Annotated in this window: 26 protein-coding genes; 16 read left to right on the forward strand and 10 right to left on the reverse strand. The window is 70.8% G+C overall.

The features are described 5' to 3' along the window. Positions 1-21: 21 nt before the first annotated feature. Positions 22-753 (reverse strand): alpha/beta fold hydrolase, encoded by a 732-nt coding sequence (locus tag OG892_RS18610; protein ID WP_371629736.1) that lies wholly within the window; start codon positions 751-753, stop codon positions 22-24. Positions 754-912: 159 nt separating this feature from the next. On the opposite strand from OG892_RS18610, the gene OG892_RS18615 reads away from it, so the two are divergent. The 4 genes from OG892_RS18615 to OG892_RS18630 all read left to right on the forward strand — a co-directional run bounded on the left by OG892_RS18615 (position 913) and on the right by OG892_RS18630 (position 3,443). Beyond that, entirely contained in the window at positions 913-1,308 is a 396-nt protein-coding gene (locus OG892_RS18615; protein WP_371629737.1) for a winged helix-turn-helix transcriptional regulator, read from the forward strand. A 168-nt stretch (positions 1,309-1,476) separates the two neighbouring features. After that, entirely contained in the window at positions 1,477-1,788 is a 312-nt protein-coding gene (locus tag OG892_RS18620) for an NIPSNAP family protein (RefSeq protein ID WP_073733470.1), read from the forward strand. A gap of 702 nt (positions 1,789-2,490) precedes the next feature. Beyond that, positions 2,491-2,874 (forward strand): hypothetical protein, encoded by a 384-nt coding sequence (locus OG892_RS18625; RefSeq protein ID WP_371629738.1) that lies wholly within the window; start codon positions 2,491-2,493, stop codon positions 2,872-2,874. Positions 2,875-3,203: 329 nt separating this feature from the next. Next, positions 3,204-3,443, forward strand: coding sequence for a DUF6243 family protein (locus OG892_RS18630; protein ID WP_371629739.1), 240 nt, complete (start codon positions 3,204-3,206; stop codon positions 3,441-3,443). A gap of 168 nt (positions 3,444-3,611) precedes the next feature. On the opposite strand, the gene OG892_RS18635 is transcribed toward OG892_RS18630, so the two are convergent. Further along, on the reverse strand, positions 3,612-4,604 hold the full coding sequence (locus tag OG892_RS18635; RefSeq protein WP_371629740.1) for an Lrp/AsnC family transcriptional regulator: 993 nt from the start codon (positions 4,602-4,604) through the stop codon (positions 3,612-3,614). Between the two features lie 211 nt (positions 4,605-4,815). Between OG892_RS18635 and OG892_RS18640 the strand changes: the two genes are divergently transcribed. Further along, positions 4,816-5,310 carry a DoxX family protein gene (locus tag OG892_RS18640; protein WP_371629741.1) on the forward strand — a complete coding sequence of 165 codons (495 nt, stop codon included), beginning with the start codon at positions 4,816-4,818 and terminating at the stop codon, positions 5,308-5,310. Positions 5,311-5,372: 62 nt separating this feature from the next. On the opposite strand, the gene OG892_RS18645 is transcribed toward OG892_RS18640, so the two are convergent. Beyond that, positions 5,373-6,512, reverse strand: coding sequence for a hypothetical protein (locus OG892_RS18645; protein WP_371629742.1), 1,140 nt, complete (start codon positions 6,510-6,512; stop codon positions 5,373-5,375). A gap of 181 nt (positions 6,513-6,693) precedes the next feature. Between OG892_RS18645 and OG892_RS18650 the strand changes: the two genes are divergently transcribed. The 4 genes from OG892_RS18650 (at position 6,694) to OG892_RS18665 (ending at position 9,375) form a co-directional block, all read left to right on the forward strand. Next, complete coding sequence (locus OG892_RS18650; RefSeq protein WP_371629743.1) at positions 6,694-7,293, forward strand: TetR/AcrR family transcriptional regulator; 600 nt, start codon at positions 6,694-6,696, stop codon at positions 7,291-7,293. Positions 7,294-7,414: 121 nt separating this feature from the next. Then, on the forward strand, positions 7,415-8,173 hold the full coding sequence (locus OG892_RS18655; protein ID WP_328866428.1) for an SDR family oxidoreductase: 759 nt from the start codon (positions 7,415-7,417) through the stop codon (positions 8,171-8,173). A gap of 93 nt (positions 8,174-8,266) precedes the next feature. Then, entirely contained in the window at positions 8,267-8,902 is a 636-nt protein-coding gene (locus OG892_RS18660; protein ID WP_371629744.1) for an antibiotic biosynthesis monooxygenase, read from the forward strand. A 95-nt stretch (positions 8,903-8,997) separates the two neighbouring features. Then, positions 8,998-9,375 (forward strand): DUF4259 domain-containing protein, encoded by a 378-nt coding sequence (locus OG892_RS18665; RefSeq protein ID WP_371629745.1) that lies wholly within the window; start codon positions 8,998-9,000, stop codon positions 9,373-9,375. Between the two features lie 115 nt (positions 9,376-9,490). Here the strand turns inward: OG892_RS18665 and OG892_RS18670 are convergent, their stop codons facing one another. Next, entirely contained in the window at positions 9,491-10,711 is a 1,221-nt protein-coding gene (locus tag OG892_RS18670; protein WP_371629746.1) for a serine/threonine-protein kinase, read from the reverse strand. Between the two features lie 191 nt (positions 10,712-10,902). Here OG892_RS18670 and OG892_RS18675 point away from each other — a divergent pair, with 191 nt between their 5' ends. Together OG892_RS18675 and OG892_RS18680 are read left to right on the forward strand one after the other, a co-directional pair. Continuing rightward, entirely contained in the window at positions 10,903-11,553 is a 651-nt protein-coding gene (locus OG892_RS18675) for an RNA polymerase sigma factor (RefSeq protein ID WP_371629747.1), read from the forward strand. Then, positions 11,550-12,221 carry a hypothetical protein gene (locus OG892_RS18680; RefSeq protein ID WP_073733461.1) on the forward strand — a complete coding sequence of 224 codons (672 nt, stop codon included), beginning with the start codon at positions 11,550-11,552 and terminating at the stop codon, positions 12,219-12,221. Before OG892_RS18675 ends, OG892_RS18680 begins: the two co-directional genes overlap by 4 nt. Before the next feature lie 1,003 nt (positions 12,222-13,224). Here the strand turns inward: OG892_RS18680 and OG892_RS18685 are convergent. Further along, entirely contained in the window at positions 13,225-13,995 is a 771-nt protein-coding gene (locus OG892_RS18685) for a polysaccharide deacetylase family protein (protein ID WP_371629748.1), read from the reverse strand. Between the two features lie 239 nt (positions 13,996-14,234). Here OG892_RS18685 and OG892_RS18690 point away from each other — a divergent pair, with 239 nt between their 5' ends. Then, the gene (locus OG892_RS18690; protein ID WP_073733459.1) at positions 14,235-14,738 is read left to right on the forward strand and encodes a DinB family protein; all 504 of its coding nucleotides are present in this window, start codon (positions 14,235-14,237) and stop codon (positions 14,736-14,738) included. Positions 14,739-14,812: 74 nt separating this feature from the next. Here the strand turns inward: OG892_RS18690 and OG892_RS18695 are convergent, their stop codons facing one another. From OG892_RS18695 to OG892_RS18715, 5 genes are all read right to left on the reverse strand, one after another. Then, the gene (locus tag OG892_RS18695; protein ID WP_371629749.1) at positions 14,813-15,040 is read right to left on the reverse strand and encodes a hypothetical protein; all 228 of its coding nucleotides are present in this window, start codon (positions 15,038-15,040) and stop codon (positions 14,813-14,815) included. 53 nt (positions 15,041-15,093) lie between these two features. Further along, on the reverse strand, positions 15,094-15,771 hold the full coding sequence (locus OG892_RS18700) for a DUF998 domain-containing protein (RefSeq protein WP_371629750.1): 678 nt from the start codon (positions 15,769-15,771) through the stop codon (positions 15,094-15,096). 117 nt (positions 15,772-15,888) lie between these two features. Next, positions 15,889-16,560: a hypothetical protein gene (locus OG892_RS18705; RefSeq protein WP_371629751.1), complete on the reverse strand. Its 672-nt coding sequence runs from the start codon at positions 16,558-16,560 to the stop codon at positions 15,889-15,891. A 141-nt stretch (positions 16,561-16,701) separates the two neighbouring features. Then, positions 16,702-17,982 carry a family 16 glycosylhydrolase gene (locus OG892_RS18710; protein WP_371629752.1) on the reverse strand — a complete coding sequence of 427 codons (1,281 nt, stop codon included), beginning with the start codon at positions 17,980-17,982 and terminating at the stop codon, positions 16,702-16,704. Between the two features lie 159 nt (positions 17,983-18,141). Continuing rightward, positions 18,142-19,290: an ROK family protein gene (locus OG892_RS18715; RefSeq protein WP_371629753.1), complete on the reverse strand. Its 1,149-nt coding sequence runs from the start codon at positions 19,288-19,290 to the stop codon at positions 18,142-18,144. 159 nt (positions 19,291-19,449) lie between these two features. Here OG892_RS18715 and OG892_RS18720 point away from each other — a divergent pair, with 159 nt between their 5' ends. Genes OG892_RS18720 through OG892_RS18735 form a run of 4 tightly spaced genes read left to right on the forward strand, consistent with a single transcriptional unit; the run spans position 19,450 to position 23,775 of the window. After that, the gene (locus OG892_RS18720; RefSeq protein WP_371629754.1) at positions 19,450-20,751 is read left to right on the forward strand and encodes an ABC transporter substrate-binding protein; all 1,302 of its coding nucleotides are present in this window, start codon (positions 19,450-19,452) and stop codon (positions 20,749-20,751) included. Next, positions 20,744-21,688: a carbohydrate ABC transporter permease gene (locus tag OG892_RS18725; RefSeq protein ID WP_371629755.1), complete on the forward strand. Its 945-nt coding sequence runs from the start codon at positions 20,744-20,746 to the stop codon at positions 21,686-21,688. Before OG892_RS18720 ends, OG892_RS18725 begins: the two co-directional genes overlap by 8 nt. A gap of 1 nt (position 21,689) precedes the next feature. After that, complete coding sequence (locus OG892_RS18730) at positions 21,690-22,496, forward strand: carbohydrate ABC transporter permease (RefSeq protein ID WP_073733452.1); 807 nt, start codon at positions 21,690-21,692, stop codon at positions 22,494-22,496. Positions 22,497-22,509: 13 nt separating this feature from the next. Beyond that, on the forward strand, positions 22,510-23,775 hold the full coding sequence (locus OG892_RS18735) for a Gfo/Idh/MocA family protein (RefSeq protein WP_073733451.1): 1,266 nt from the start codon (positions 22,510-22,512) through the stop codon (positions 23,773-23,775). Positions 23,776-23,885 lie beyond the last annotated feature (110 nt).

A 23,885-nucleotide genomic window follows, 5' to 3' on the forward strand; every position in this document is an offset into this window, starting at 1 on the left:
GCCGCAGTCACGGTCCGGACGCTACCGAAGAGCGGATTCAAGCAGCAGCTCGCCCAGGTCCGACGGCATGGTGATCATGCAGTCGTGTCCGGTCGGCAGCTCCCGTATCCGTGCCGGGGAGCCGTTGGGCTGTGTCGCGGGGACGGGCCGCCGCACGATGCCCGCCGGCTCTGCGCCGACACAGTGGATGTGCGTGCGCGGGACCGAGTCCAGGGCGGGGTTGTCCAGCCGGACCGGTTGCCGCAGGCAGCGCACCGGCTGGTCGGAGAGCGTCGCACGCAGCCACGCGATGTCCGCCGGGTCGGTGACCCCGAACAGGCCGAGGGGCGGAGGCATCTCGGGCAGCGGCGGGATGCGCCAGCCGTTCCCGGACCCGGCGGCCAGGTCGATCAGGTTCTGGGTCATGGGCTGCACGTCGACGGCGGTCTCGCCGTGCTCCGGGACCATCGCGTCCAGGTACACCAGATGCGCGATCCGTTCCGGTACCTCGTTGGCCACGGAGGAGACGACCAGCCCCGCGTAGCTGTGGCCCACGAGCACCACCTCGGTCAGGTCCTCCTCGTGGATCAGCTTCACCACGTCCTCGACGTGCGTGTCGAGCCCCACCTCGGGGCCGAGCAGGTGTGCCTTGTCGCCGTAGCCGGTCAGGGAGGGCGCGAACACGCGGTGTCCGGCCGACTCCAGCAGGGGGACCACCCGCTCCCAGCACCGGCCGCTGTGCCAGGCACCGTGTACCAGCAGAAAAGTTGCCATGAGGGGATTTTTCTTCCTCTTCGGGGTGTGACGGCACGGGAAACATCACGGTTCCTGTTTGTGCCTCGGTACTCTTTGGGAACCGTAATCATCGTGCTGCACCTGCCGCACCCCGATCAATAAGGCACTTTTAGGTGCCTCGGTTCTCTGGAGGTAACCATGAGCGGCACAGCGGGCGGCGAGTCGCAGGAGGCACGGACGGAGGACCCGTGCCAGGCCCGTGAAGTGCTCGGCATCGTCGGCGACAAGTGGTCGCTGCTGATCGTGCGCAACCTCAGTCAGGGTCCACGCCGGTTCACCGAACTCAAGCGGGCCGTCGACGGGATCAGCCAGCGCATGCTCACCGTCACCCTGCGCGGCCTGGAACGCGATGGGATCCTCACCCGGACCGTCCGCAACGTCATGCCACCGCACGTCAGTTACGAACTCACTCCGATGGGCATGACCCTCCGCGAAGCCACCGCGCCCCTGCTGGAGTGGAGCATCACGCACCTGACGCGCATCGACGCCGCCCGCGCCGCGTACGACACCCGCCCCGACACCCCGCCCGCCTGACCCCGGCCCCGGACCCGACCCCGGACCCGGCTGCACACCACCCGGCGATCAGCATCGGCCACGCTGCCCGGAACGGGTCAAGCCTTCGCCGGTCCATATCCATGTGGAATGCGTCGGCCGCTGGCCCCGCCGTAGGGATGCCCGTCCGGATCACGGCATCATGCAGTCATGATCACCATTCATCTGAAGTACGAGATCGACGCCGAGAAGCTTGAGGATTTCGAGGAGTACGGTCGCCGCTGGGTCCGGCTCGTCAACCGGTTCGGCGGGACGCACCACGGCTACTTCCTGCCGAGTGAGGGCGACAGCGACATCGCCTACGCCCTGTTCTCGTTCCCCAGCCTGGCCGCGTACGAGCAGTACCGCTCGGACAGCATGTCCGACCCGGAGTGCCGGCGAGCGTTCGAACTGGCCCGTGAGACGCGCTGCATCAAGCGCTACGAGCGCCGTTTCCTCAGGCCGCTCGACGGCCTGTCCTAGGTTCTGTCCTACGGCCTGCCCCAGGGCCTGCCCTGTGGATGGACGGAGGCGGCGCTATCGCTGTGTCGGGCCCGACGAACCGCGGGCGCCCGACGGGATCCTGCCGCAGGAGTGGAACGTGGACGAACCCGGGCGCCAACCCCGCGCCCACACTCCGCTCAGGCATGAAGACTGATGGCCGCATGGAGGCCGGACGCTCGACAGGGATGCGCATCGGGCTGTTCAGACCTCAGCGGCCCATTCCCCATCCGTGCCCGGCGGAGCGGACAACAGCGGTCTTGACGGATCCCTGGCACCACACGAACTATGGGATCCCGATTATCTCGACATCCTGCATTGGAGGCCACTCCATTGATGTTTCACGAAGTTCTACCTCACTTACGCAAAAGACCACTGATGTTCGGAGTGGACGGAACATTCGCCACTCACGTTTCGTTTCTCTACGGATACTCTGCCGGCGATTCGCAGGGAGAGCTTCAGGAGTTCCACGCATGGCTCACTAAGGACTCCGAGACCAGCTCCAATATGAGCTGGGCCTGGCTCGTGCTAAAAAAAAGCCTTTCCGGGACAAAGCGCACTGTGGGACCCAGGAGCCCCCCGCACTGCCGAAGAAGAGGATACCGCCGTCGTCGCCCTACTTGAATCCCTTGAGGAATTCATCGACTCAGGCGGGGAAGGGAAGCGCAGCGCACTGCGAACGCTATGAATCGATATGACTTCTGCCGGATCCTGGTGGCTGGACTTACGGTCGACGAGACTCAAAGCCTCCTCGGCGGCCTCTTCGAGGGAACCTTCGAGCGGCGCACGCTGACTGTGGGCGGCGTGGAAATCGAGGTGCGCCGAAACCCTGATGCCCAGAACGACGAAGGCCAGTCGAGCGGCTTTGTTCAGTGGCCCGTCCAGATCGAGACGGAGCCGATGACACCGCACGGGGAGACGGCTGCGGTGGAGACCGTATCCCGCATGCTCGAAGCCCTGTGGGGTGCACAGGCACAGGCCGTTGCGGCGTGTGACTTCGAGGATGAGCTGCCGTGGCAGGGCGGTATCCAGCTTCTACGGCCGTCCAATCCCGCCAGACCCGGGTGAAGGGCCGTGCCGCGTGGAGGGCCACCCTCGCAGACGGCCGACCGGGGGGCGCTGGCCATCAATGGCCCCGGTGCTCGGTGACGGCCCGGCCACGCCCGCCGCACCCCGTAACGTCCATCTGGGCTTGCCCCGGGCGGCGACAGGTCTGGTGTGCGGTGCCGACGGAACCGGGTAACGTCTTTGGCATGTTCTTCCAGACGGCCATCTTCTTCCAGACGCCGATTTACGAGTGAGCGCGTGATGGGTTCCGGCTGACGTCCCCCGACGTCGCCGCACCCGTCCCCCACCGATGAATCCGTAGATCACTTCACACCCCTCCGGGAGATCCCATGACCGTCAGCAAGAACATCAACAACCCCGTCGGCATGGGCGGCGGCCAGCGCAAGAGGCTGTCCCGCGCCGAACGGCAGAACAACGGCCCGCACCGCAACCTCGACCGCAAGGGCGCCGCCGACCAGAAGGCGGAGCTGGTACGCAAGATGCGCGACAAGACCGGCGGAGCCGAGAGCGCGGTCGAGGACGGAGCCGAGAGCTCCGGGCAGACGGGCGACGACACCGCACAGAGCTGACACAGAGCTGACGCGCCACCGCAGAGGGCGCACCGCGCAGGGCAGGGCAGGGCTCGGACCGCGACGTACGGGTCCGGGCCCTGTTGCCGTACCCGGCTCGGCCGGTCGCCGTCGCCGTAGCTGTCGCCGTAGCCGTAGCCGTCGCCGAAGTGAAGCCCGGCAGCAGCATCACGACGCCCGGGGCCGTGCCAGGAGGGGGCCGGCGCGTTTGGTTCTGTGGGCGGTGAGCGCGGTCTCCGCGTGGCGGATTCCCGGCAGTGCGGACAGCCGGTTCGTCAGGTAGTCGTGCAAGGCGGTGGCGCCGGTGAGTTCGAGGATGGCCAGGAGGTTGGTCGGCCCGGTCGTCGTGGCCGCGAAGGCGACTTCGCCGTGGGTTGCGAGCTGCTTTCCGACGGCGGCCAGCCGGGCCGGTTCAACATCCAGCCAGCAGATCGCCTCGGCCGTGCGGCCGTAGAGCCGGGGGTCGATCTCGACCTCGAACAGCAGCAGCCCGCCCTCGATGAACTCGCTTACGCGGCGCCGCACCGTGGACTCGGGCGTGTCCGTCTGGTGCGCCAGGGCCGCGATGCTCGTACGGGCGTCCTCGGCGAGCAGGCGCAGGAGCCGGCGGTCCTGCGGAGTCGGTGCGAAGCGGGCGTCGGGTTCGTTGAACGCGGCGGATTTCGGGGCCAGTTCGGCCTGCTCCTGCGGGGTCAGCGCATCGAGGCGTCCGGCCCAGCCGCCGACTCCGGCCACCGGGGCGAGCAGGCACTGCGCGGTGAGGGAGGCGATGTTCTTCCGGCGGCCGAGCTGGTCGAGGACGGTGCCGGGTCCGTCGGTGCCCGCCAGTCCGGCCTGGACGATGCAGGTCAGTTCCGTACCCGGGGCCAGCGAGGCGATCCAGGAGGTGTCGTGCCGTCCGGCGAGTGCGGCGCCGACCGACTCGACCACTTCGGGCGTCGCGCGCATCCGGACGAACCAGTCGAGGTGGCCGAGGTGCCGGGCGTCGGAGATGCCGACGACGCGGAGCGCGAGCTGGGAGCGCAGTCGCTGGTAGCGCCGGGCCACCGTGCGCTCGCCGAGCCCCAGTACTGCGGCGATGCGGCTGAACGAGCCCCGGCCGTCCAGCTGGAGCGCGTGAATGATCCGCCGGTCGGTCGCATCGATCGTGACGTGTTCCACCACACCTGTCCCCCGTATAGAACCATTCCGCCGATGCGAGCGGATTTTACGTCCGGAAGCTGACCGGCGCGCGAGGCTGAGGGCTCAGTTCAGCGTCACCGACCCGGACGGCGTCGTCGTCCTTCGGATACAGGAGATCGACGCCGACACCATGCGGCGTTCGCAGTCGCTGCTGTGACACGTCGTCGCCGCTCACGTCTGGAGAAGCATCGTGGAACCCCTGATCACACTGGTCGTCGTGTCCGGCCTCGCCCTGGCGGCGAACGCCCTGTGGCTGCACCGTGAGCGGGGGATCGAACTGGCCCTGCGCGCGGGGCTCTGCGCGATGTTCCTGCTGACCGGAACGGTCCACTTCGTCGGCATGCGCGCGGAGCTCGTCGACATGGTGCCGGGCGGGCTGCCACTGCCCTCGCCGGAGCTGCTCGTGACGGTGAGCGGAGTCCTCGAACTCGCCGGAGCACTGGGCATGTTGGTCCCCCCGCTCGTCCCGTGGGCGGGGCTCGGGCTGAGCGGTCTCCTCGTCGCCGTGTTCCCCGCCAATCTGGCGTGGGCGCTCTCGGAGCCGGACCTCCCGTGGTGGGACCAGCTGCTCCCCCGTACCGTCACCCAGCTGCTGTTCCTCGCGGCGACGCTCACCCTCGTCCGGCTGACGCGGCACCGGCTTCCGGCTCGGCACGTCGACCGGGTGGGCAGCCCCATGCCGTGACCGGGTGCGGCTGCGGCTGCGGCTGCGGCTGCGGCTGCGGCTGCGGCTGCGGCTGCGGCTGCCTAGAAGAGGTCGTACGGGTGCTGCCTCACGCGGTCGTAGATCCGGCGCAGCCACGGCTGACGGACGGCGGGCAGACGCGCCAGCGTGTGGAGGAACACCTTCCGGTCGGGCTGGAACAGCACGTGGGGGTACGGCGGCAGGGGGTCGTCGCGGAGGACTCCGTCGGGCATTCCGCCTGTCGCGGGGACCGGCAGCGGTTCGCGGGGGAAGGCCATCCCCTGCCACACATCGGCGTCCACCGGCACGGCCTCCGCGCCGCCCGGCGGCTGCCACGGTTCGCCCGTACGCGGATGCCGTGGGACCAGGGCGATGTCAGGAACGGGACCCGGGGCCGGCAGATCCGGCCCGGCAAGGGCCGCCCTCTTCGCCACCGAACGCGACGGACCCAATGGAACCGATGGAACCGATGGAACCGATGGAACCAACGGTGCCAATGGGCCCGGCGGAACCAATGGAACCGGCGGGAGCAGCGCTTCGAGTGCGCGGCCGAACGTCTGGGCGACGAGGCCGTCAGGGACCGATACGGGAGCGCCCGCCGAGGCCGCCAGCAGGTGTGCCAGAGCCGCACCGGCCGCCGCCGTCCACCGAGGGCTCCAGTGACCGGACGGCTCGACCGGCGGCGTGGATTCCCACTCCCGCGCCGGCGCCTCCCGCTCGGGGCTCCCGCCTGTGGGGTCCACGGCGGGAATGCGGCGTACGGCGCCCGGTGCGAGCCACACCGCCTGCCACAGCGAGCAGTCGTCGATACGGGTCGCCACCGGCCGACCGCATCGGGCACACGCCAGGTTGGGGCCGTCCCGCCCGTCCAACCCCAGGCAGTAGCCGTCGCACCGTTCCGGAATCAGGACCGTGCCCCGTGTGTCGCCGGGTGCGACGACCACCGCCCCGGGTGCGCCGAAGGACAGCGCGTCGACCGGTGCGAAAACGCCTCGGGCTTCCGCTTCCTGCGGCCCGACCTCGCTCCACGGCCGCCACGGCGGACCGGAGGGCTCGGGATCGGCGGCGTACGTGCCCGGATCCATCAGCGCGGGAAGCATCTCGTGTCCGTACCGGTGGTGGGCGCGGGACGGAAGCGCGACCCGCGTCACCGGGCCCGTCAGCACGTCACCGCACCCCGCACACGCGAACACGTCAGCCATCGCCCGCCCCTCTCCCCGTCCCTCTCCCCGTCCCCGTCCCCGTCCCCGTCCCCGTCCCCGTCCCCGTCCCCGCACATAAGGATCATTCCGGCTCGGCACCCGTTGGCCAACCGGCTTTTCCTGGCGCCGCCCCCGAAGCGATTGTTGACCGATCGTTCTGCATTCATCTACGGTCTCCGACATGGCCAGGACCAAGGAATTCGATCCGGACGCCGCGCTGCAGTCGGCCCTTGAGCTGTTCTGGCGGCGCGGCTACGAAGCGACGTCGATCGCCGACCTCGTCGAGCATCTCGGCATCGGCCGCGCCAGCATCTACGCCACCTTCGGCAACAAGCACGAGCTGTACCTGAAGGCCCTGGACCGGTACGCGGAGGAGCGCGACCCGCTCCTCCTCTCCGAGCTGTCGGAGCCGGGGCCCGCGCTGCCCGCCGTGCGCGCGGTGGTACGCCGTTTCGCCGCGGAGGCCACCTCCGCCCCGGACCGGTCGAGCGGCTGCCTCATCACCAACACGGCTGCCGAACTGGCCCCGCACGACCCCGCGGCGGCCCGCCGGGTCGAGATCAGCTGGGCGCACTTCGAGACCTTGTTGCAGTCCTCGCTCGCACGGGCGCGGGCCCAGGGCGAGCTGCCGGAGGACCGCGATCCGCGTGCGCTGGCCCGCATGCTGCTCGTCCTCATGCAGGGCGTAAGAGTCGTCGGCAAGACATCCGGCGATCCCGCCCGGGTACGGGACGCGGCGGAGCAGGCCCTGACCCTGCTGGACCGGGGCACCAACGCCTGAGCCGCGCGGCCGAGTCACACACCGGAACCCGCGAGCACCTTCCCGCACGCCCAGATAATGGAACGATCGGTCAACAATCCACCATCTCCACCACCCTTCCCATCCCAGGAGTTGCCGAACAATGAACCGCTTCACTGGCAGGACCGCGCTCGTCACCGGTGCGGGCTCGGGTCTCGGGCGCGCGATCGCGCTCGCCTTCGCCGCCGAGGGCGCGTCCGTGATCGCCGCGGGACGCACCGCGGCCACCCTGGACGAGACGGTCGGCCTCATCGGGGCGGCCGGCGGCACGGCTGCCGCCGTCACGGCCGACGTCACCGACTCGGACCGGCTCCGGGGCCTCGTACGCGAGAGCGTCACACGGTTCGGCGGGCTCGACATCGCGGTCAACAACGCCGGGATACTCCGGGGCGCCGGTCCCGTCGGAGAGGTGAGCGAGGAGGACTGGGACGCGGTGCTGCGGACCAACGTCACCGGCGTCTGGCTGGCCATGAAGCACGAGATCGCCCACATGAAGGAGAACGGTGGCGGGGTCATCGTCAACATCTCCTCCAACCTCGGCGCGCACCTGCGCATCCCGAACCTCGCCACGTACATCACGTCGAAGGCAGCGGTCTCCGCGCTGACCCGCGCCGCCGCTCTCGACCACATCCACCAGGGCATCCGCATCAACGCGGTCAGCCCTGGTGCTTCCGCCGCCCCCATGTCGCTGCTGCCGGGCGAGACCGACTCCGACCGGGCCGAGCGGGTGAAGTCGCAGAACCCGCTCGGCCGGGTCGCGGAGGCCGGGGAAGTGGCGGCTGCCGTGCTCTACCTCGCCTCGCCCATGGCCGGCGCGGTGGTCGGCACGGACCTGGTCGTCGACAGCGGGGCATCGGCCTGACGGGTCTCCTCCCGGCCGGCGTCCCCGACCGCACGGCTCGTCCCGGCACGTGCCTTGACCTCAAGTGGGGTTGATGCTTGAGAGTCGACGTCCATGACACGCTTCCTGGACCTCGTCCGCCCTGCCGCCGGAACAGCCCTGATGAGCGAGTGGCTCACCGGGACCGCCGAACGCTCCCGCCTGGCCGCCGACACGATGGTGGGCGAGTGGGCGGCAGCCGAGACGCCTTCCGGGCGGCTGGCGCAGCACGTCTTCCTCTCCACCGACGGCACCGGTCTCCTCTTCTACGCACAGTGGACCAGCGATGAGGACCACCTCGCCTGGGCCCGCGCCCACCGTGCCGGGGCCGTCAGCCGCATCGACACGCTCGTGCCCGGCATCGAACGCCCCGGACTGACCCGCACCCGGCTCACCCGCAGCGTCGTTCACGACGCGGATCGGCCGGTCGGCGTCTACGTCGTCAGCACGATGGCTGCGGACGACGACGGCCTGGCAGCCGCCGTCGCCCCGGCGCCCGGCCTGCTCGCCGCGCACGTCCACCTGACGCCGGAGGGTGAACAGGCCGTGGTCGTCGCGGAATGGACCGACGCCGCCGCCCATGAAGCCGCCTCCCACGAAACCGCCGCCCCGGGTGGCGTCGGTTATCGGAGGTACACGCTCCACCACGCGTTCGAGGACGACCGCCGTGAGCCCGCAGACCCGAAGGGAGTCCCTGGCTCGACGGGTTGAGCCGGGTCCGCCGGTTCCACGGGCGGCGCCCGCTGTCAGTGCCCTCTGCTGTGATGGTGGAAGGGATCGATGACGTACGACGCGAAGGCGGAACAGTGGGTACGTGGGGCGCGGGCAACTTCGACAGCGACACGGCGGCGGACCATCTCACGGAGCTGGCCGAACGGCTGGTCGCCGAGGTGACGCAGGCGATGGGCGGCGATCCGGTGGAGCTGGAGCCGGACGAGTACTGGGGCGTGGCCGTCCCCTGCAACCTTGAACTGCTGCTCGTCCTGCACCGCCAGGACTGGGTGGGCGTGACCCTCCCGCCGCCCGAGGTGATCCGGACCTGGCGGGAGACGTTCCTCGGGGTGTGGGAGCGGACGATCGACGGGCTGGAGCCGAAGCCCGCGTACAAGGACGCGCGCAGGGCGATACTCAACGACACGTTCGAGCAGCTGGCCGAGGCGTCGGCGGCGACAGCGGCGGGGTAGCGGCCGAGGACCTGGCCTTCGTCGTCGACGGTGGCGGCCCTGTACCGGCCGTCCAGAGCCTTGGTCCTCGGGGTCAGGAGCCCTTCGGGCGACGACGGCAGGTTGACGAAAGACCCTAGGTGAAGCACGCCAGGATCATCGGCAGGTCTATGAGCCACGCCTTGAGTCGGCTCCGCCTGCGGGCGGCCAGCAGGCACGGATGGGCCGTGCCGTCGTGGAGGTGGACGACGACCCTGAGGTGTTTGGGGCCCTCGGGCGCGTACTGGACCGTTCTGATCTCTTCCCAGCCGAACTGCAGGGACCTGTAACGGAAGTCGATCGTCACGCCCATGCCGTCGACCATGAGCGCGCTGTCCGGCGCGACCGCCAGGAAAACGGGGTCGTCGACCGGCGGCGCCCCGCCCCCGTATCCGTTTCCGTATCCGTTTCCGTTTCCGTTTCCGTATCCCGCCTGGGCCTGGTACACCGGGACCGGGATGCTCGGCGCATGGGACGGCGGCGGGGGAATGGCCACCGTGGGGGAGTACCGCGCGGTGGCCGGTGCGATCAGGTCCAGCAGGTGCCCCAGCGTCGGCCGTTGGTCCGGGCTCTTCGCCAGGCACGACGCCACGACCGGGCGCAGGCCGTCCGGCACGGCCCTCAGGTCCGGCTGCTCGTGCACCGAGCGGTACATCATGCCCATCGGCGTACCCGCCCCGAACGCGCTGCCGCCCGCCGCCGCCACGAGCACGGCGCCCAGGGCGAACACATCGGCGGCGGGCCCCACTTCCTGGCCCTGCGCCTGCTCCGGCGCCAGGAACCCCGGGGTGCCGAAGGCCATTCCGGTGGCCGTCAGGCGGGGTGCCTCCAGCGCCCTCGCGATGCCGAAGTCCAGGACCCTCGGGCCGTCCGAAGCCATGATGATGTTTCCGGGCTTCAGGTCGCGGTGCACCAGGCCGCAGCGGTGGATCGCCTCCAGTGCCTCGGCGAGAGCCGCGCCCAGCAGCCGCAGCCGCGCCTCGTCCATCGGCCCCTCGGCGTCGAGCAGTCCGGCGAGCGTCGGGCCCGGTACGTAGGCGGTGGCCAGCCAGGGCGCTTCCGCCGCCGGGTCCGCGTCCACCACGGGGGCCGTGTGGAATCCGCCCACGCTGCGGGCCGCCGCGACCTCGGCACGGAACCGCTCCCGGAAGTGCGGGTCGGACGCGAGCTCCGGGCGCGCGACCTTCACCGCCACGGCACGGCCGCCCCGCGAGCGGGCCAGGTAGACGGTGCCCATCCCGCCGGCGCCCAACTCCCGCTCCACGGCGTACCCGCCGATATGTTCCGGCAGGCCCGCACCGTCCGCCCCGTACCTCATACGCTGTACGCCCCTCCCGAATCCGGCGCCCAGTATGACGCAGGGCGACCCGTCCCTCACGGCGGTCCCACCGCGGTGGCGTGAACTGCCGGGGAGGGCGGACCCGGAAGGCGGATGTAACGTTTTCCGGCGCAGCTCCCAAGAAGAGGTGTAAGCGATCGCATCATCCGATCCGTCCTGAGGAGCCCTCCGTGCCACCGGACCGTACGGCAGCACCGCCCGCAAGCGACCCAGCGGGTTTCGCCGCGTTCTACGAGCAGCAGTTCGACGCCGTGCTCGGCTTCGTCACCCGACGCGTCGACAACCCCCACCTCGCCGCCGACCTGACGGCGGACATCTTCGTGGCCGCCCTGGAGAGCGCGCACACCTACGACGCGCGGCGCGGAGTACCGGTCGCCTGGCTCTACGGCATATCCCGCAACGTCCTGAACACCCACTTCCAGGGCAGCGTCCGGGAGCAGCGGGCGGTGGCCCGGATCCGCGGACACCGGCTGCTGGACGAGCAGGACCTCGGCGCCATCGAGGCACGGATCGACGCCGATCGCGCCGCCCGGGACATGGCGTCCGCCCACGCCGCGCTGTCGGAACCGCTGCGCAAGGTGCTGGACCTGGTCGCCCTGGACGGGCTGACCGTCCGCGAGGCGGCCCAGGCGCTCGGCATCACCGTGACCGCCGCCCGGGTACGGCTGCACCGCGCCCGCAAGGCGCTGCGCGGCGCCGTTCCGAGCCGTCCCGCCCACCGCGAAGCCCAAAGCGAAGCCCAAAGCGAAGCCCTCAGCGAAGCCCTCAGCGAAGCCCTCAGCGAAGCCCGTAGCGAAGCCCTCATGGAGGCCGCACAGTGAACGCCCCCCTGCACTTCAAGGAAGAGCTCGCCCGCGAGCTGGCCGACCACGCCGCCACGCTGCCCTCCCCCACCGCCCGGCGCGCCCCGGTCCGGCTCCACTCGCCGCTGCGCCGGGTGGCGTTCACCGCGGGCCTCGCCGCCGCCTGCGCCGCGGTGGTGGCCGCCCTGCCGTTGCTGTCCGGTCCGCAGGACGCCACACAGGCCGCTCCGGCATCGCAGGCCCCCGCCACCCAGGGGTCAGGCTCCGGCACCGCTTCTCCGACGCCGCGCACCGGCGAGGGTGCCCGCCTGGACATCGCCAACGCCGACTACGCCGTGAAGTCGGGACCGGGCGGCACCGTCTCCGTCCAGCTGTTCCGCCGCAAGGGCGCCCCCGGCCTCCAGGCCACCCTGCGCAAGGCCGGTGTACCCGCCGCCGTCATGACGCCCTCGGCTTCGTGCCATGCCACGTTCCACAGCGACCACGCCAACCTCAAGGCGCTCGAAAAGGTCCTCCCGAACGACGAGGTGAAGCGGAACTCCCGCGGGATCTACCACGTGATCCACCCCGCCGCGATCCCCGAGGGGGATCATCTGGTCTTCATCGTCACGTCCAGTGGCCCCGACCTGCAGATGGTGGAGGCCACCCTGTCCCGGCAGGTGCCCACGTGCCTGCCTGCCGCATAGAGGAATAGGAAAGGAGTCCGCGCGGTGACCGACCTCAGCGCCCTGAGCGCCCTGAGCGGGGACGAGTCCGGAGAGCCGGGTGTTCTCACCGACAGCTGGGACTTCGACGAGGACTGGCTGGCCGACGGTCCCAAGCTGATCGTTCCGGTCCCTGCCGGCTCCCACGTGGACGCCTCGCTCGTCCGGCGCGTCATCGAAGGCTGCCGGACGGCAGGCGCGGACGGTGTGCTGGTACTGACGGACGGGCCCGGCGGACCGGGCGCGTCCGACCGTACCCGGCGTACGGTCGCGCCGGGCCGCGCGGTAGCGGCGGTGGCCGGAATCGGCTCCCCCGCGCTGCTCGCCTCCTGCGACCGGCAGGGTGCGGTCCTGTTCTCCGGACCCGGCTCCGCGTTGGTGGCGGGAACGCCGCGGTTCCTCAGGGGGGCCGTCCCGGAGGGGGTGGACGGAGGCCGGGCCCGCTTCGCCCGCTACGCACGTACCGTGGCCCACCGGTGGCCCGGACTGCGGTCGCTCGCGCGGTCCCTGCCCCCTCGGCACCTCGCCTGGTCCAGGTCGCGGGACGTACCCGCAGGTACGGGCGCCGCCCGTCAGCTGGAGCTGATGCGGGGCCTCACCGGGGGGGTCCGTCGACGCACCGGACTTCGCGCGCGGCTGGCAGGCGGCCCGCCGTACGTCCCAGGACAACGGCGAGCGGCTCCGCGAACCGCTCCTGACGGCCTTCGGCCAGGTCTTCTCGCTCCTGGAGGACTACTCCGTCGACCTGGACCTGAAAGACGCCGACGACCTGACGGATCAGGAACTCGCGGACGCCGTACGGGAGATCATGGAGTACACCGAGGGGTTCTGACGCGCCACCCCGGGGCGGCGAAGGCCACGGGGGAGGCCCCGGATGTCCGGCCGCGTTCTTCGACGTCCAGCCGGACGTCCTGGGGAGACGGGGCTCGGTACGGGAAGGCCGAGGGCGGAGGGCTGGGGGGGGAGGCCTGAGGGCTTCCGCCCGCTACCGGACGGGGAAGCCGAAGGTGTACCCCTGCTCCTTGAGCCAGGGCAGCACCTCGCGCAGCGCGGCGAGGGTCTCGGCGCGGTCACCGCCGGCGTCGTGGAAGAGGATGGTCGGCCCGTTGGAGATCTCGCTCTTCACGGTGGCGACGATCGCGGCCACGCCGGGGTGCTCGAAGTCCTTGGTGTCGACGTTCCAGCCCAGCGGCCGCATCCCCCGCGACGCGGCGAGGTGCCGGCTGTACGGGGTGAAGGCGCCGCCCGGGGCCCGGTAGTACTGCGGCCGGACACCGCCGGACGCCTTGGTGATCATGCGCTCGGCGTCCAGGATCTGCTGGGACTGGTAGGCCTCTGACTTGTGGTCCATGGCGGTGTCGTGCGAGACGGTGTGGTCGCACAGCCGGTGCCCGCCCGCCACGACCGCCTTGACCAGGTCCGGGTGGGCCTGGGCCTGGGTGCCGACCATGCAGAACGTGGCCTTGACGCCGCTCTCCTTCAGGAGCTGCAGCACCTGCGGGGTCCAGGTCGGGTCGGGGCCGTCGTCGATGGTGATGTTGACGCCCCGGGCGCCGCGGTCGGAGGCGTGCGCGATGTCCTCCGCGACCTTCCCGGCGGGCCCGTTGGCCGGGGCACTGGCCCGCGCCTGCGGCTGCCGCCCTGCGGTCGTGTCGGCCTGGGCGGTCCACACCGAGGTGGCCGCGGCCACCGCCGTCACTCCGAGCGCCGCGGCGAGAAGCCTGCCGTGCCATCCCCTTCCCTTGTGCTTCGCCATGTCCGCCCACCCCTTTGTCGTCTTCGCCGATGCCCTGCCCCTATGAAGACACACGAACGCCCCAGCAAGATCCCTCCGTTACGGACCGCGGACAAAGCTGCAGGGGGGCGGCGACAAACGCAGGCGATCCGCGACAGGTTCGCGGGTCCCGCGAACCCCGCAAGGCGCCTGCGAGCGCCCGGACATGGCGGCGCCGCGCCGCCCCGGACTGTCCGACCGGTCCAGTAGCGTCGTCGGACATGGCAACCGAACAGTTCTCCGTATCCAACGAACGGGACGCCCTGTGCGGCTTCCTCGACAAGCAGCGCGCCGGTCTGCTCCGGAAGACCGAGGGGGTGTCCGACGCGGACGCCCGCCTGACGCCGACGGTCAGTGCGCTGTCCCTGATGAGTCTGCTCAAGCACTCGGCGCTCTGGGAGCGCCGTTGGTTCCAGGTCGTCGTCGCCGGGCGGGTGCTCCCCGGTGAGTGGCCGGAGACGGCCGAAGAGGGCTGGTTCGACGAGGACTTCCGGGTCGACGAGCGGGACACGGTCAAGCACTGGACGGCGTACTTCGAGGAGCAGGCGGCCATTTCGCGGGAGATCGCCGCGGGCCTGCCGCTGGACGCTCCGTGCGCGTATCCCGATCACGCGGACCGGAATCTGCGCTGGGTCATGCACCACATGATCGAGGAGACGGCCCGGCACGCGGGCCATGCCGACATCATCCGCGAGGCGCTCGACGGACGTACCGGCATCTACTGACGTACCGACGTCTGCTGACGTACGGACGTCTGCTGACGTACCGACGTCCACTGCCGGGGCGGCCTCGGACCGGCTCAGCGGAAGGTTCCACCGAACCAGGACAGCAGGCGCGGCTTCTCGTCGCAGTCCGGGAGCGTGTCGGCCGACAGGTGGTCGCTGTACCGCATGACCCTCGGCGGCCCCTCGCACCGCGCCGGCAGGACGGGTTGCCCCAGGTACCAGCCCGACGCGAACACGGCGGCGATGACGACGGCGGCTCTCGCGCCGCGCGGGGTGATCCGAGCGGGTATCGGCAGGGGCATGGCGGACGAGCCTACCGGCCGGGGCGTTCCCCCAGCGAATGCCCCGGCAGTTCTCAACGCCCGCTCGGGGAAGCCCCGGTGAGCAGCCGGACCGTGACGGCCGCCAGCCAGCAGAGCCCGAACCCGGCGCCGAGCGTGAACACCAGGACCGAGGCCGCAGAGGCCATGAAGCCGGTGAGGACGAGGACCGGGGCGATTCGGGAGGCGAGCGCCCAGCCGCGGTGGCCACGGGCCGCGAGCGGACGGGCCAGGACGACGAACGCGGCCGACAGCGCGAGGTATCCGATCCCCCCGGCGGCCATGTGACCGGCGCCGTGCGCGCTCAACGTGCCGACATCGGGCGCGCCGACGGGGAAGCCGCCTCCCGGGTCGGCCCGGAAGACCGCGGCGGCCAGGAACGAAGCGCCGAACACCGCGATCAGGACCGGCCCCCAGGTGCCGCCCGGCCCGGGTCTCAGCACCCGGCGCAGGCCGACCGCCCCGGTGAGCAGCAGGGCGCCGGTGAGCAGGAAGTTCACGGTCTGGATCCAGCCCGGGCCACCGAGGGCCAGCTGGCTGATCGCGTTGCGGGTGAAGCCGAAGCCCTCCCGTACGAGGCCCTGGGCGACGCCCGCGCCGAGGAAGAGCGGGCCCGCGACCACCGCGCCGGCCAGCGGCCACCGCGATGCCGAGGGGGAGGTGGTGGAGCGCGAACCAGCTTCGTTCTTGGGGGCGTTGAGCGTCTGAATCATGACGGGCCTTCCTCGTTCGAGTGCGGTCACCAGTAAGACCGGCGGCACTCGGCGAAGTCATCGACCCCGGGTAAGTGACCTGGGTCACATGGTGCGTGGAGGTCGGAGCCCCCGCACTCAGGACGACTCCGGGCGCGGGGCCGCCTTCGTCATGGGGCTCTTCCGGATCGCCGTGATCTTCCACGCGCCGTCCCGCTTGGTGAGGCTCACGGTGCGGTGCTGGGTGTACGGGGTGTTCAGGGCGAAGCCCCCCTTCTTCAGGTAGGCGGGGGCGGCGGCCGTGAACTCGATGACCGTGTCCATCTCGGCCGTGGCCGTCGCCCGGTCCTCGTAGAGCGTGGAGCGGTACCAGGCGGTCTTCACCTGGTGGGTGGTCAGCCGGTTGGTGCGGTAGAGGGCCGTCAGCTTCCGGTCGTAGCCCTGGGCCTTGAGCTGCTTGCCGAACCCCGGTGCGTAGAAGGCGAATTCGCTCTCCGCGCCGTCCGCGACGGTGCGGTGGTCGCGGTTGTCGGTGGCCGCCGAGTGCAGCGCGACGGTCCTGCGTACGGCGGTGACGTCCGGGTCGTCGTCCGGCAGGGACCTGATGGTGTCGCCCCTGTCGTCGATGAGCGCCCAGAGGGAGCGGCCCGCCGCGCCCGTGGGCGGGCCTCCCTGCGGGGTGGCGGCGGCCGGGGCGGGCGCGGCGGCGGGCGCCGGGGCCGGTTCGCAGCCGCTCAGCGCGAGGACCAGGGCGGCGGCGAGGACGGTCGGCAGGGCGGCGGCGAAGGAGGTGGGTGCGGGCTGGCGCATCGGGTCGCTCCAGAGGGGGAGGAGGGCGCGCCCCTCCGCGGGGCGCGCCCGGGGGCGGGGTGGTGAGCCCCGGAGTCGGACGGTGCTCAGACCATGGTCGGACGGTGCTCAGACCCTGGTCGGACGGTGCTCAGACCGTGTTCAGAGGGCGGGTTCGCGCGTCCACTGGCCGGACCAGTACGTCGCGGGCACGGGGCCGTACTGGACGGAGCCGGTCGCGCCTTCCGTGTGCATGTACTCGCCGGTCTGGCGGTTCCTGAAGCGGATGCGGCCGTCGACGGTCTCCTCGGTCCACTGGCCGCTCCACCAGGTGGCCGGGAACGTCCCGTACCGGACGGTGCCGCCGCCGTCCTCCGTGTTCAGGTACTCCCCGGTGGCCCGGTTCCGGTAGCGGTAGCGGCCGTCGGTGGTCTCCCGGGTCCACTGCGAGGTCAGGTCCGTGGCCGGCACATCGCCGTACTGGAGCCGGCCGGTGCTGTCCTTGATGTGCATGTACTGACCCGTCTCACGGTTCTTGTACCGGTCGTACGTCTGCGGGTAGCCGCCGTCCTTCTTCCAGACGCGCAGGTAGTCGACGTTCCACGACTTGGGCCAGACGTCGTTGTGCTGGCCGGAGCCGGCGTCGGTGTACAGGCCGAGGATCATGCCCATGGGCATGTTGGGTGCGTCGTTGATGGTCTTGAAGAGCTGGTTGTCGTAGTAGAACTTCAGCTCGGTCGGCGTCCACTCCATGCCGTAGACGTGGTATTCCCGCGTCGGCTCTCCGCTCGGCACCGGGTCCTCCGAGGCATTCCAGGAGCCGAGGAAGTCGGGGTCGCCCCAGCCGTAGGCGGCGATGCGCCAGGTGTCGGGCTTGCTGAAGAACGTCTCGATGAAGTCGATCTCGGAGTTGGCCGAGGCGCTGGAGGTGTCGTCCGTGCCGACCAGCCAGAGCGCCTGATGGCCTCCGCCGCCGACGTCGGAGAACTTCGCCCGGGTCTCGAAGTAGCCGTACCGGGTGGAGTATCCGTCGAACTTCGGCTCGTGGTGGTCGTTCGGCATGTCGTAGTTGAAGCGGTGCCACCAGTCCTGGTTGAAGGTCTGGATGCTGGAGATCTTCACCGTGCCGTCGTACTGGGGGTTCCAGGCCGGGGTGTCCGGGTCCAGGCGTTCGGTGAGCACGCCGTCGGCGACGGTGTAGCGCGCCTTGGCGTTCTCGCGCTGGGGCGTCCAGTGGGGCAGGTAGTACGGCAGCCACTTGTCCTCGTCGAGCGAGGTGCCGTCGAACTCCTCCTGGAAGTCCATGGTGTAGCCCGGCTTCGAGACCGGGCCGGGCGGGAAGTCGGCTGCGTGGGCGCTCTGTCCGCTCAGCGCGGTGCCCATGAGACAGAGGGCGGAAGTCAGCACGCCGGTGAGCAGGGTCCGCAGGGGACGACGTCTCACAGTAGCTCCTTAGGGAGGGCTGTTACCTAGCTCTTTCGAAGGTAACTTTCCTTCGAAAGCGTGCCCGCAATGTGCCGGGGAGCGACGGGGGCTGTCAATGCCTCGCGCCGAAACAGCCCGCCGCACCGGAACGGCCCGCCGCGCCGGAACCGGCCCGCGTCAGGAGTGCAGGACCCGGTCGACGGTCACCCGCATGCCGGCCCGCACCAGATCGCGCGCCGCCTCCACCGCTCCGACGCTCACCACGTCGTCCACCAGCGCCGTCAGGGCGAGCGGGGGCGCCTCGTAACAGATCTCCGCCAGCCGGCTCCGGATCGGATCGAGCACCACGGCACCGGACTTGGCCAGTCCCCCGCCCAGCACGATCAGCCGGGGGTCGACGGCCAGCACCATCGCGCCGATACCGTCCGCGAGGGTGCGGGCGTACGCGTCGACCGCGACCCGCGCCGCCGGGTCCCCGTGCGCCGCGCGGGCGAAGGCGAGCGCTCCCGCCTCCTCCTCGCTGTCGCGCGCGGAGCCGGAGGCCGCGAACAGCTTCGCCGGGGCGTCCTGCCAGCCCAGTTCGGGGTGGCGTCCGATCTCACCGGCCGCCCCGGTGCGGCCGGTGAACGGGAGCCCGTCGACCAGCACGCCCACCCCGAGCCGGCTGCCCATCTGCACGTACAGGATGTCGGGGGTGCCCTGGGCCGCACCGATCCGGTGCTCCGCGAGCGCGGCCAGGTTGGTGTCCTTGGCCGTCACCGCGGGGCAGCCGAGCCGGTCGCCCAGCTCGCGGGTGAGCTCGACGCCCGTCCAGCCGGGGATGGCGACGCTCAGCCGCACCGTCCCCGCACTGTCGACGATGCCGGGCGTACCGGCGCCCACCGCCCACAACGGGGTCTCGGGCGTCGGGAGTTGACCGCGCACCAGCGCCACCGCCGCGTCGATGCGCCGCTCCGGGGCGTCCTCTGCGAGCAGCGGCGCGTGCGCGGTCACGGCCGATTCGCCGGCCAGGTCCGTCACCCGCGCCCAGACGCCGTCCACGTCGAAGCGGAGTCCCGCCAGGCGGCCGGCGCTCCGGTCGAAGGCGTAGCGCTGGGCGGGCCGGCCGCCGGTACGGACCGTGTCCTGGCCGTCCGGCCTGAGCAGCCCGGCCTCCAGCAGGGCCGTGACGATGCCGCGCACGGTCGGCCGGGAGAGGCCGGTCACCCGGGAGAGCGCGTTGATCGTCAACGGGACGCCGTCGTAAAGGAGATGCAGTACCCGGCTGGTGTTCAGATGCCGGAGAGAGCTCTGGTCGCCGCCGGGCGGGACCTCCGCGTCGCTCATCGAATCCCCTCGACGGTCCCCGCACACCGGGACGGAACCAGTGTGACATGGGCCACTTTGATAGAAAACTTTCTTACTAAACCTCGGATACACAGCTAGTGTCCCGACTCGTCATCCTGCCACATGGCGCCTGCGCCTTTCCCGAAAGCGATCAACCCGATGAAGCTCAGAACAACGCTGGCCGGGACCGTGTTCGTGGTGCTCTCCGCGGCTTCCTGCGCACCGGGCGCCGGCAGCGAGGCTCCGGCCGCGTCCACCGGCCCGGTCAAGACCGGTGTGCCCAAGGACAACGTGACCCTGAGGCTGGTCTCCACCCCGGAATCGGGTGCGGCCGTCAAGACCATCATCGAGGCGTTCGAGGCGATCCATCCCAATGTGCGGATCGATTACCAGGACACCAACTACGACGACTACAACAAGAGCCTCAACCTCTCGCTCTCCTCGCCCCAGTCGCCGGACATCGCGCTGCTGAACTCCGTGGGCACCACCGTCAAGGACAAACTCGTCCGCGACCTCTCGCCCTACGCGAAGGCGTATGGCTGGGACAAGACGTACGCGAGCACCCAGCTCAACCAGTGGCGGGTGGCCGCCGACGGCTCCACGCTCGGCGAGGGCAAGCTCTACGCGGCGCCCGCCGGTTTCTCGCTCGTCGGCGTCTACTACAACAAGGCGAAGGCCGCGCGGCTCGGCATCTCGGAGCCGCCGGCCACGATGCCGCAGTTCGAGGCCGCGCTCGCCAAGGCCGAGAAGGCCGGCGAGACCCCGCTCCAGCTCGGCAACGCAGAGGGCCACGCCTCCTTCCCGATCCAGCTCGCCGGCCAGTCCGCCGACGGCGCGGAGGCCGCCGCGAAGTGGACCTTCGGGCAGAAGGGCGCCACCTTCGACACCGCGGGCAACCGCGCAGCCGTCACCAAGGTCGGCGAGTGGGCGAAGAAGGGCTACCTCCCAAAGAGCGCCAACGGCACCGACCTGCAGACCGCGACCGACAAGTTCACCAAGGGCGAGGGCCTGTTCTTCGTCGACGGGAACTGGGACGCCGCGAAGATCGGCTCGAAGCTGGGCAAGGACGCCGGGTTCTTCACCTTCCCCGGTGAGCACGCCACCGCCATCGGCACGTCCGTCGCCTACGCCGTCTCCACCCGCTCCGAGCACCCCGACGCCGCCGCGGCCTTCCTGGACTTCCTGCACTCGCCCGAGGCGTCCGCCGCGCAGTTCAAGGCCGGTTTCATGCCCGCGGACATCAAGGCGGCCAAGCCCGGGAAGGGCACCGTGATGACGGACATCGTCGCCGCCTGGGCGAAGGTCAACGCCGAGAACGGCCTCGTGGGCTTCAACAACAACGCCACCGCCACCATGAACGACAAGCTCACCGCCGGTACCCAGGAGCTCCTCGCCGGCAAGACCGACACCCCCGGCTTCATCAAGGCCGTCCAGGACGAGTGGGCCGCCACCCATGGCTGATGTACTCGTCGGCGGCGGGCGGGTGGCCGAGGACGCCACCCGCCCGGTGCGCGCGGCGAAGTCGTCGTCCAGCCGCACCGGGCGCGACCGGCTCGGTCCGCTCCTGTACGTCCTGCCGGCCTTCCTCTTCTACGGCGCGTTCGTCATCGCACCCTGGGTGCACAGCGTGTGGCTCTCGTTCTGGAACTGGAACGGCGTCGGCGTCGCCACCTGGGCGGGGTTCGACAACTACACGGCGGTCTTCAGCGAGCCCGCCCTGCGCAGCGCCCTGCTCCACGCCTTCGTCTTCATCCTCTTCTACACCGTGATCCCGGTGGGCCTCGGGCTCGTGCTGGCCGCGCTGGTGGCCTCGGTGCCCTGGCGGGCGATGCCGCTGATCCGTACCGTCATCTTCCTCCCCCAGGTCCTCCCGCTCGTCGCCGTCGGCGTCGTCTGGAAGTGGATCTACAGCGAGGACGGCCCGCTCAACCAGCTCCTGCGCGCCGTCGGGCTCGGGGACTTCACCCGGGCCTGGCTCGGGGACTTCTCCTGGGCACTGCCGACCGTGGGCCTCATCGGCACCTGGGTCTCCACCGGCCTGTGCTTCCTGCTGCTGCTCTCCGGCATCGGCAAGATCGACCCGTCGCTCTACGAGGCGGCGTCCCTCGACGGCGCCGGCCGACTGCGCCAGTTCCGGCACATCACGGTGCCGGGCCTGCGCAAGGAGATCGGCGTCGCCTGCACCGTCACCGTCATCGCCGCCCTCGCGGGCTTCGACGTGGTGTACGTCATGACGGGCGGCGGGCCCGGCTACTCGACCATGGTCCCCGGTGTCCAGGTCTACCAACTCGTCTTCACCGCGGGCCGCGTGGGCACCGCCTGCGCGCTCGCCACCGTGCTGTCCGTACTCACCTGCGCGGTCATGTACGTCCTGAACAGGCTCACCCGGGAGCGATGAAATGTCCAAGCACCTGCCCCGGCTCGTCCTGATCCTGGCCGCCGCGTCGGTTCTCTTCCCCTTCCTCGCGCTCCTCAGCGCCGCCCTCCAGCCCCAGACCGAGCTGTCACCGGGGCTGAAATGGCCGTCCGATCCCCAGTGGGGGAACTTCGCCACCGCCTGGACCACCGCGGGCTTCGGCTCGCTGCTGAGGTCGAGCGCGGTGATCGCGCTCGGTGTCGTACCGCTCGCCCTGGTCCTCGCGACGCTCGCCGGGTACGGCCTGTCGGCCATGCGGCTGCGCGTCAAGGGGCCCCTGTTCGCGGTCCTGATGCTGGGCATGGCGCTGCCGTACGAGGCGATCGTCATCCCGCTCTACTACGACCTGCGCTCGGTCGGCCTGCTGAACAGTTACTGGGCGGTGATCCTCCCGCTCATCGGTCTGTTCATGCCCTTCGGCGTCTACTGGATGCGCACCCACTTCGAGTCGCTGCCCAAGGAGCTCACCGAGGCGGCCTCCGTCGACGGCGCGGGCAGCTGGCGGACGCTGACCAGGGTGCTGCTGCCGACCGCAGGACCGGCGCTCACCACGCTGGGGCTGCTGTACTTCATGTGGTCCTGGAACCAGTTCCTGCTCGCGCTGGTCCTGATCCAGGATCCGGCGATGCGCACCGCGCCGTCCGGACTCGGCAAGTTCGTCCAGCAGTTCGGCCAGAACATCCCGCTGCTCTCCGCCGGGACGATCATCGTGATCACGCCGATCGTGCTGCTCTACCTCTTCTTCCAGCGCCACTTCATCAAGGGCATCCTCCAGGGTGCCGTCAAGTAATGAGGACTTTTCCGTGACCGTCACTCTGGCGATCGTCGGCGCCGGGGCCCGGGGGGCCTCGTACGCGCGCATCGCAGTCTCCGAGGGCCTGGCGACCGTCACCGCCGTGGCAGACCCCGACCCCGCCCGACGCCTCGCCCTGGCAGAGGAGTTCGGCCTGCCCGAGGCCAACGTCTTCCAGGACTGGGCCGCGCTCGCCGCCCGCCCCAGGCTCGCGGACGCCGCCGTCGTCGCCACCCCCGACCGGCTGCACGCCGATCCGGCCGTGGCCCTGGCCGATCTCGGCTACGCCCTGCTGCTCGAAAAGCCGATGGCACCGACGGAGGAGGACGCGCGCCGCATCGTCGAGGCGTCCGTCCGCAACGACATCCTGCTCGGCGTCTGCCATGTGCTGCGCTACACCGCGTACTCGGTGAAGCTGAAGCAGCTGATCACCGACGGCCGGATCGGGGACATCGTCAGCGTCGAGCACCTGGAGCCGGTCGGCTGGTGGCACCAGGCGCACTCCTACGTACGCGGCCAGTGGGCGGTCGAGGCGCGGTCCTCCCCCATGCTGCTGGCCAAGTCGAGCCACGACATCGACTGGCTCGGCCACCTGGTGGGCCGCCCCGTCGAGCGGGTCTCCTCCTTCGGCGGGCTCCACCACTTCCGGCCCGAGAACAAGCCCGAGGGCGCGGGCGACCGCTGTGTCAGCTGCCCCGTGGAGCGGACCTGCGTGTACTCCGCGGTCCGCATCTACGAGCGGTTCCTCGGTGACCCGGTGTACGAGCAGTGGCCGCTCGGCGTGCTCACCGACGACGTCTCCCCGGCCGGCCTGCGCACCGCCCTCGCGGAAGGGCCCTACGGCGCCTGCGTCTACGCGGGCCACAACGACGTGGTCGACCACCAGGTGGTGAACCTGGAGTACGAGGGCGGCGCCACCGCCTCTTTCACCATGACCGCGTTCACCGCCCTCGACTTCCGCAAGACCCGGGTCTTCGGCACCCGCGGCTCGCTGGAGGGCGACGGGCGCCGGATCACGCTGCACGACTTCCTCACGGACACCCAGGAGACCTTCGACCTGGACCCGGACGGCGGGGCGTCGGCGGCCGACGGACACGGCGGCGCCGACACCGAACTGCTGAGGGCCTTCCTCGCGGCGGTCGCGGGCGGGGACCGTTCGCTGGTGGGCTCAGGACCGTACGAGACGCTGGAGTCCCACCTGGTCGTCTGGGCCGCGGAGCGGGCCCGCCGGGACCGCACGGTCGTCACGATGGAACCGGCCGCGTCCGGGTCCTGACCGGCGGCCGAGCCACTGGACCGGGCTTTCCGGCCGGGGCGGCCCGGACCGGACGACGTGCGCCGAGGGCGCGTGCGGGATGTTTCCCCGCACGCGCCCCCGGCCGTCAG

This window comes from Streptomyces sp. NBC_00341 (genome assembly GCF_041435055.1).
GTDB lineage: Bacteria > Actinomycetota > Actinomycetes > Streptomycetales > Streptomycetaceae > Streptomyces.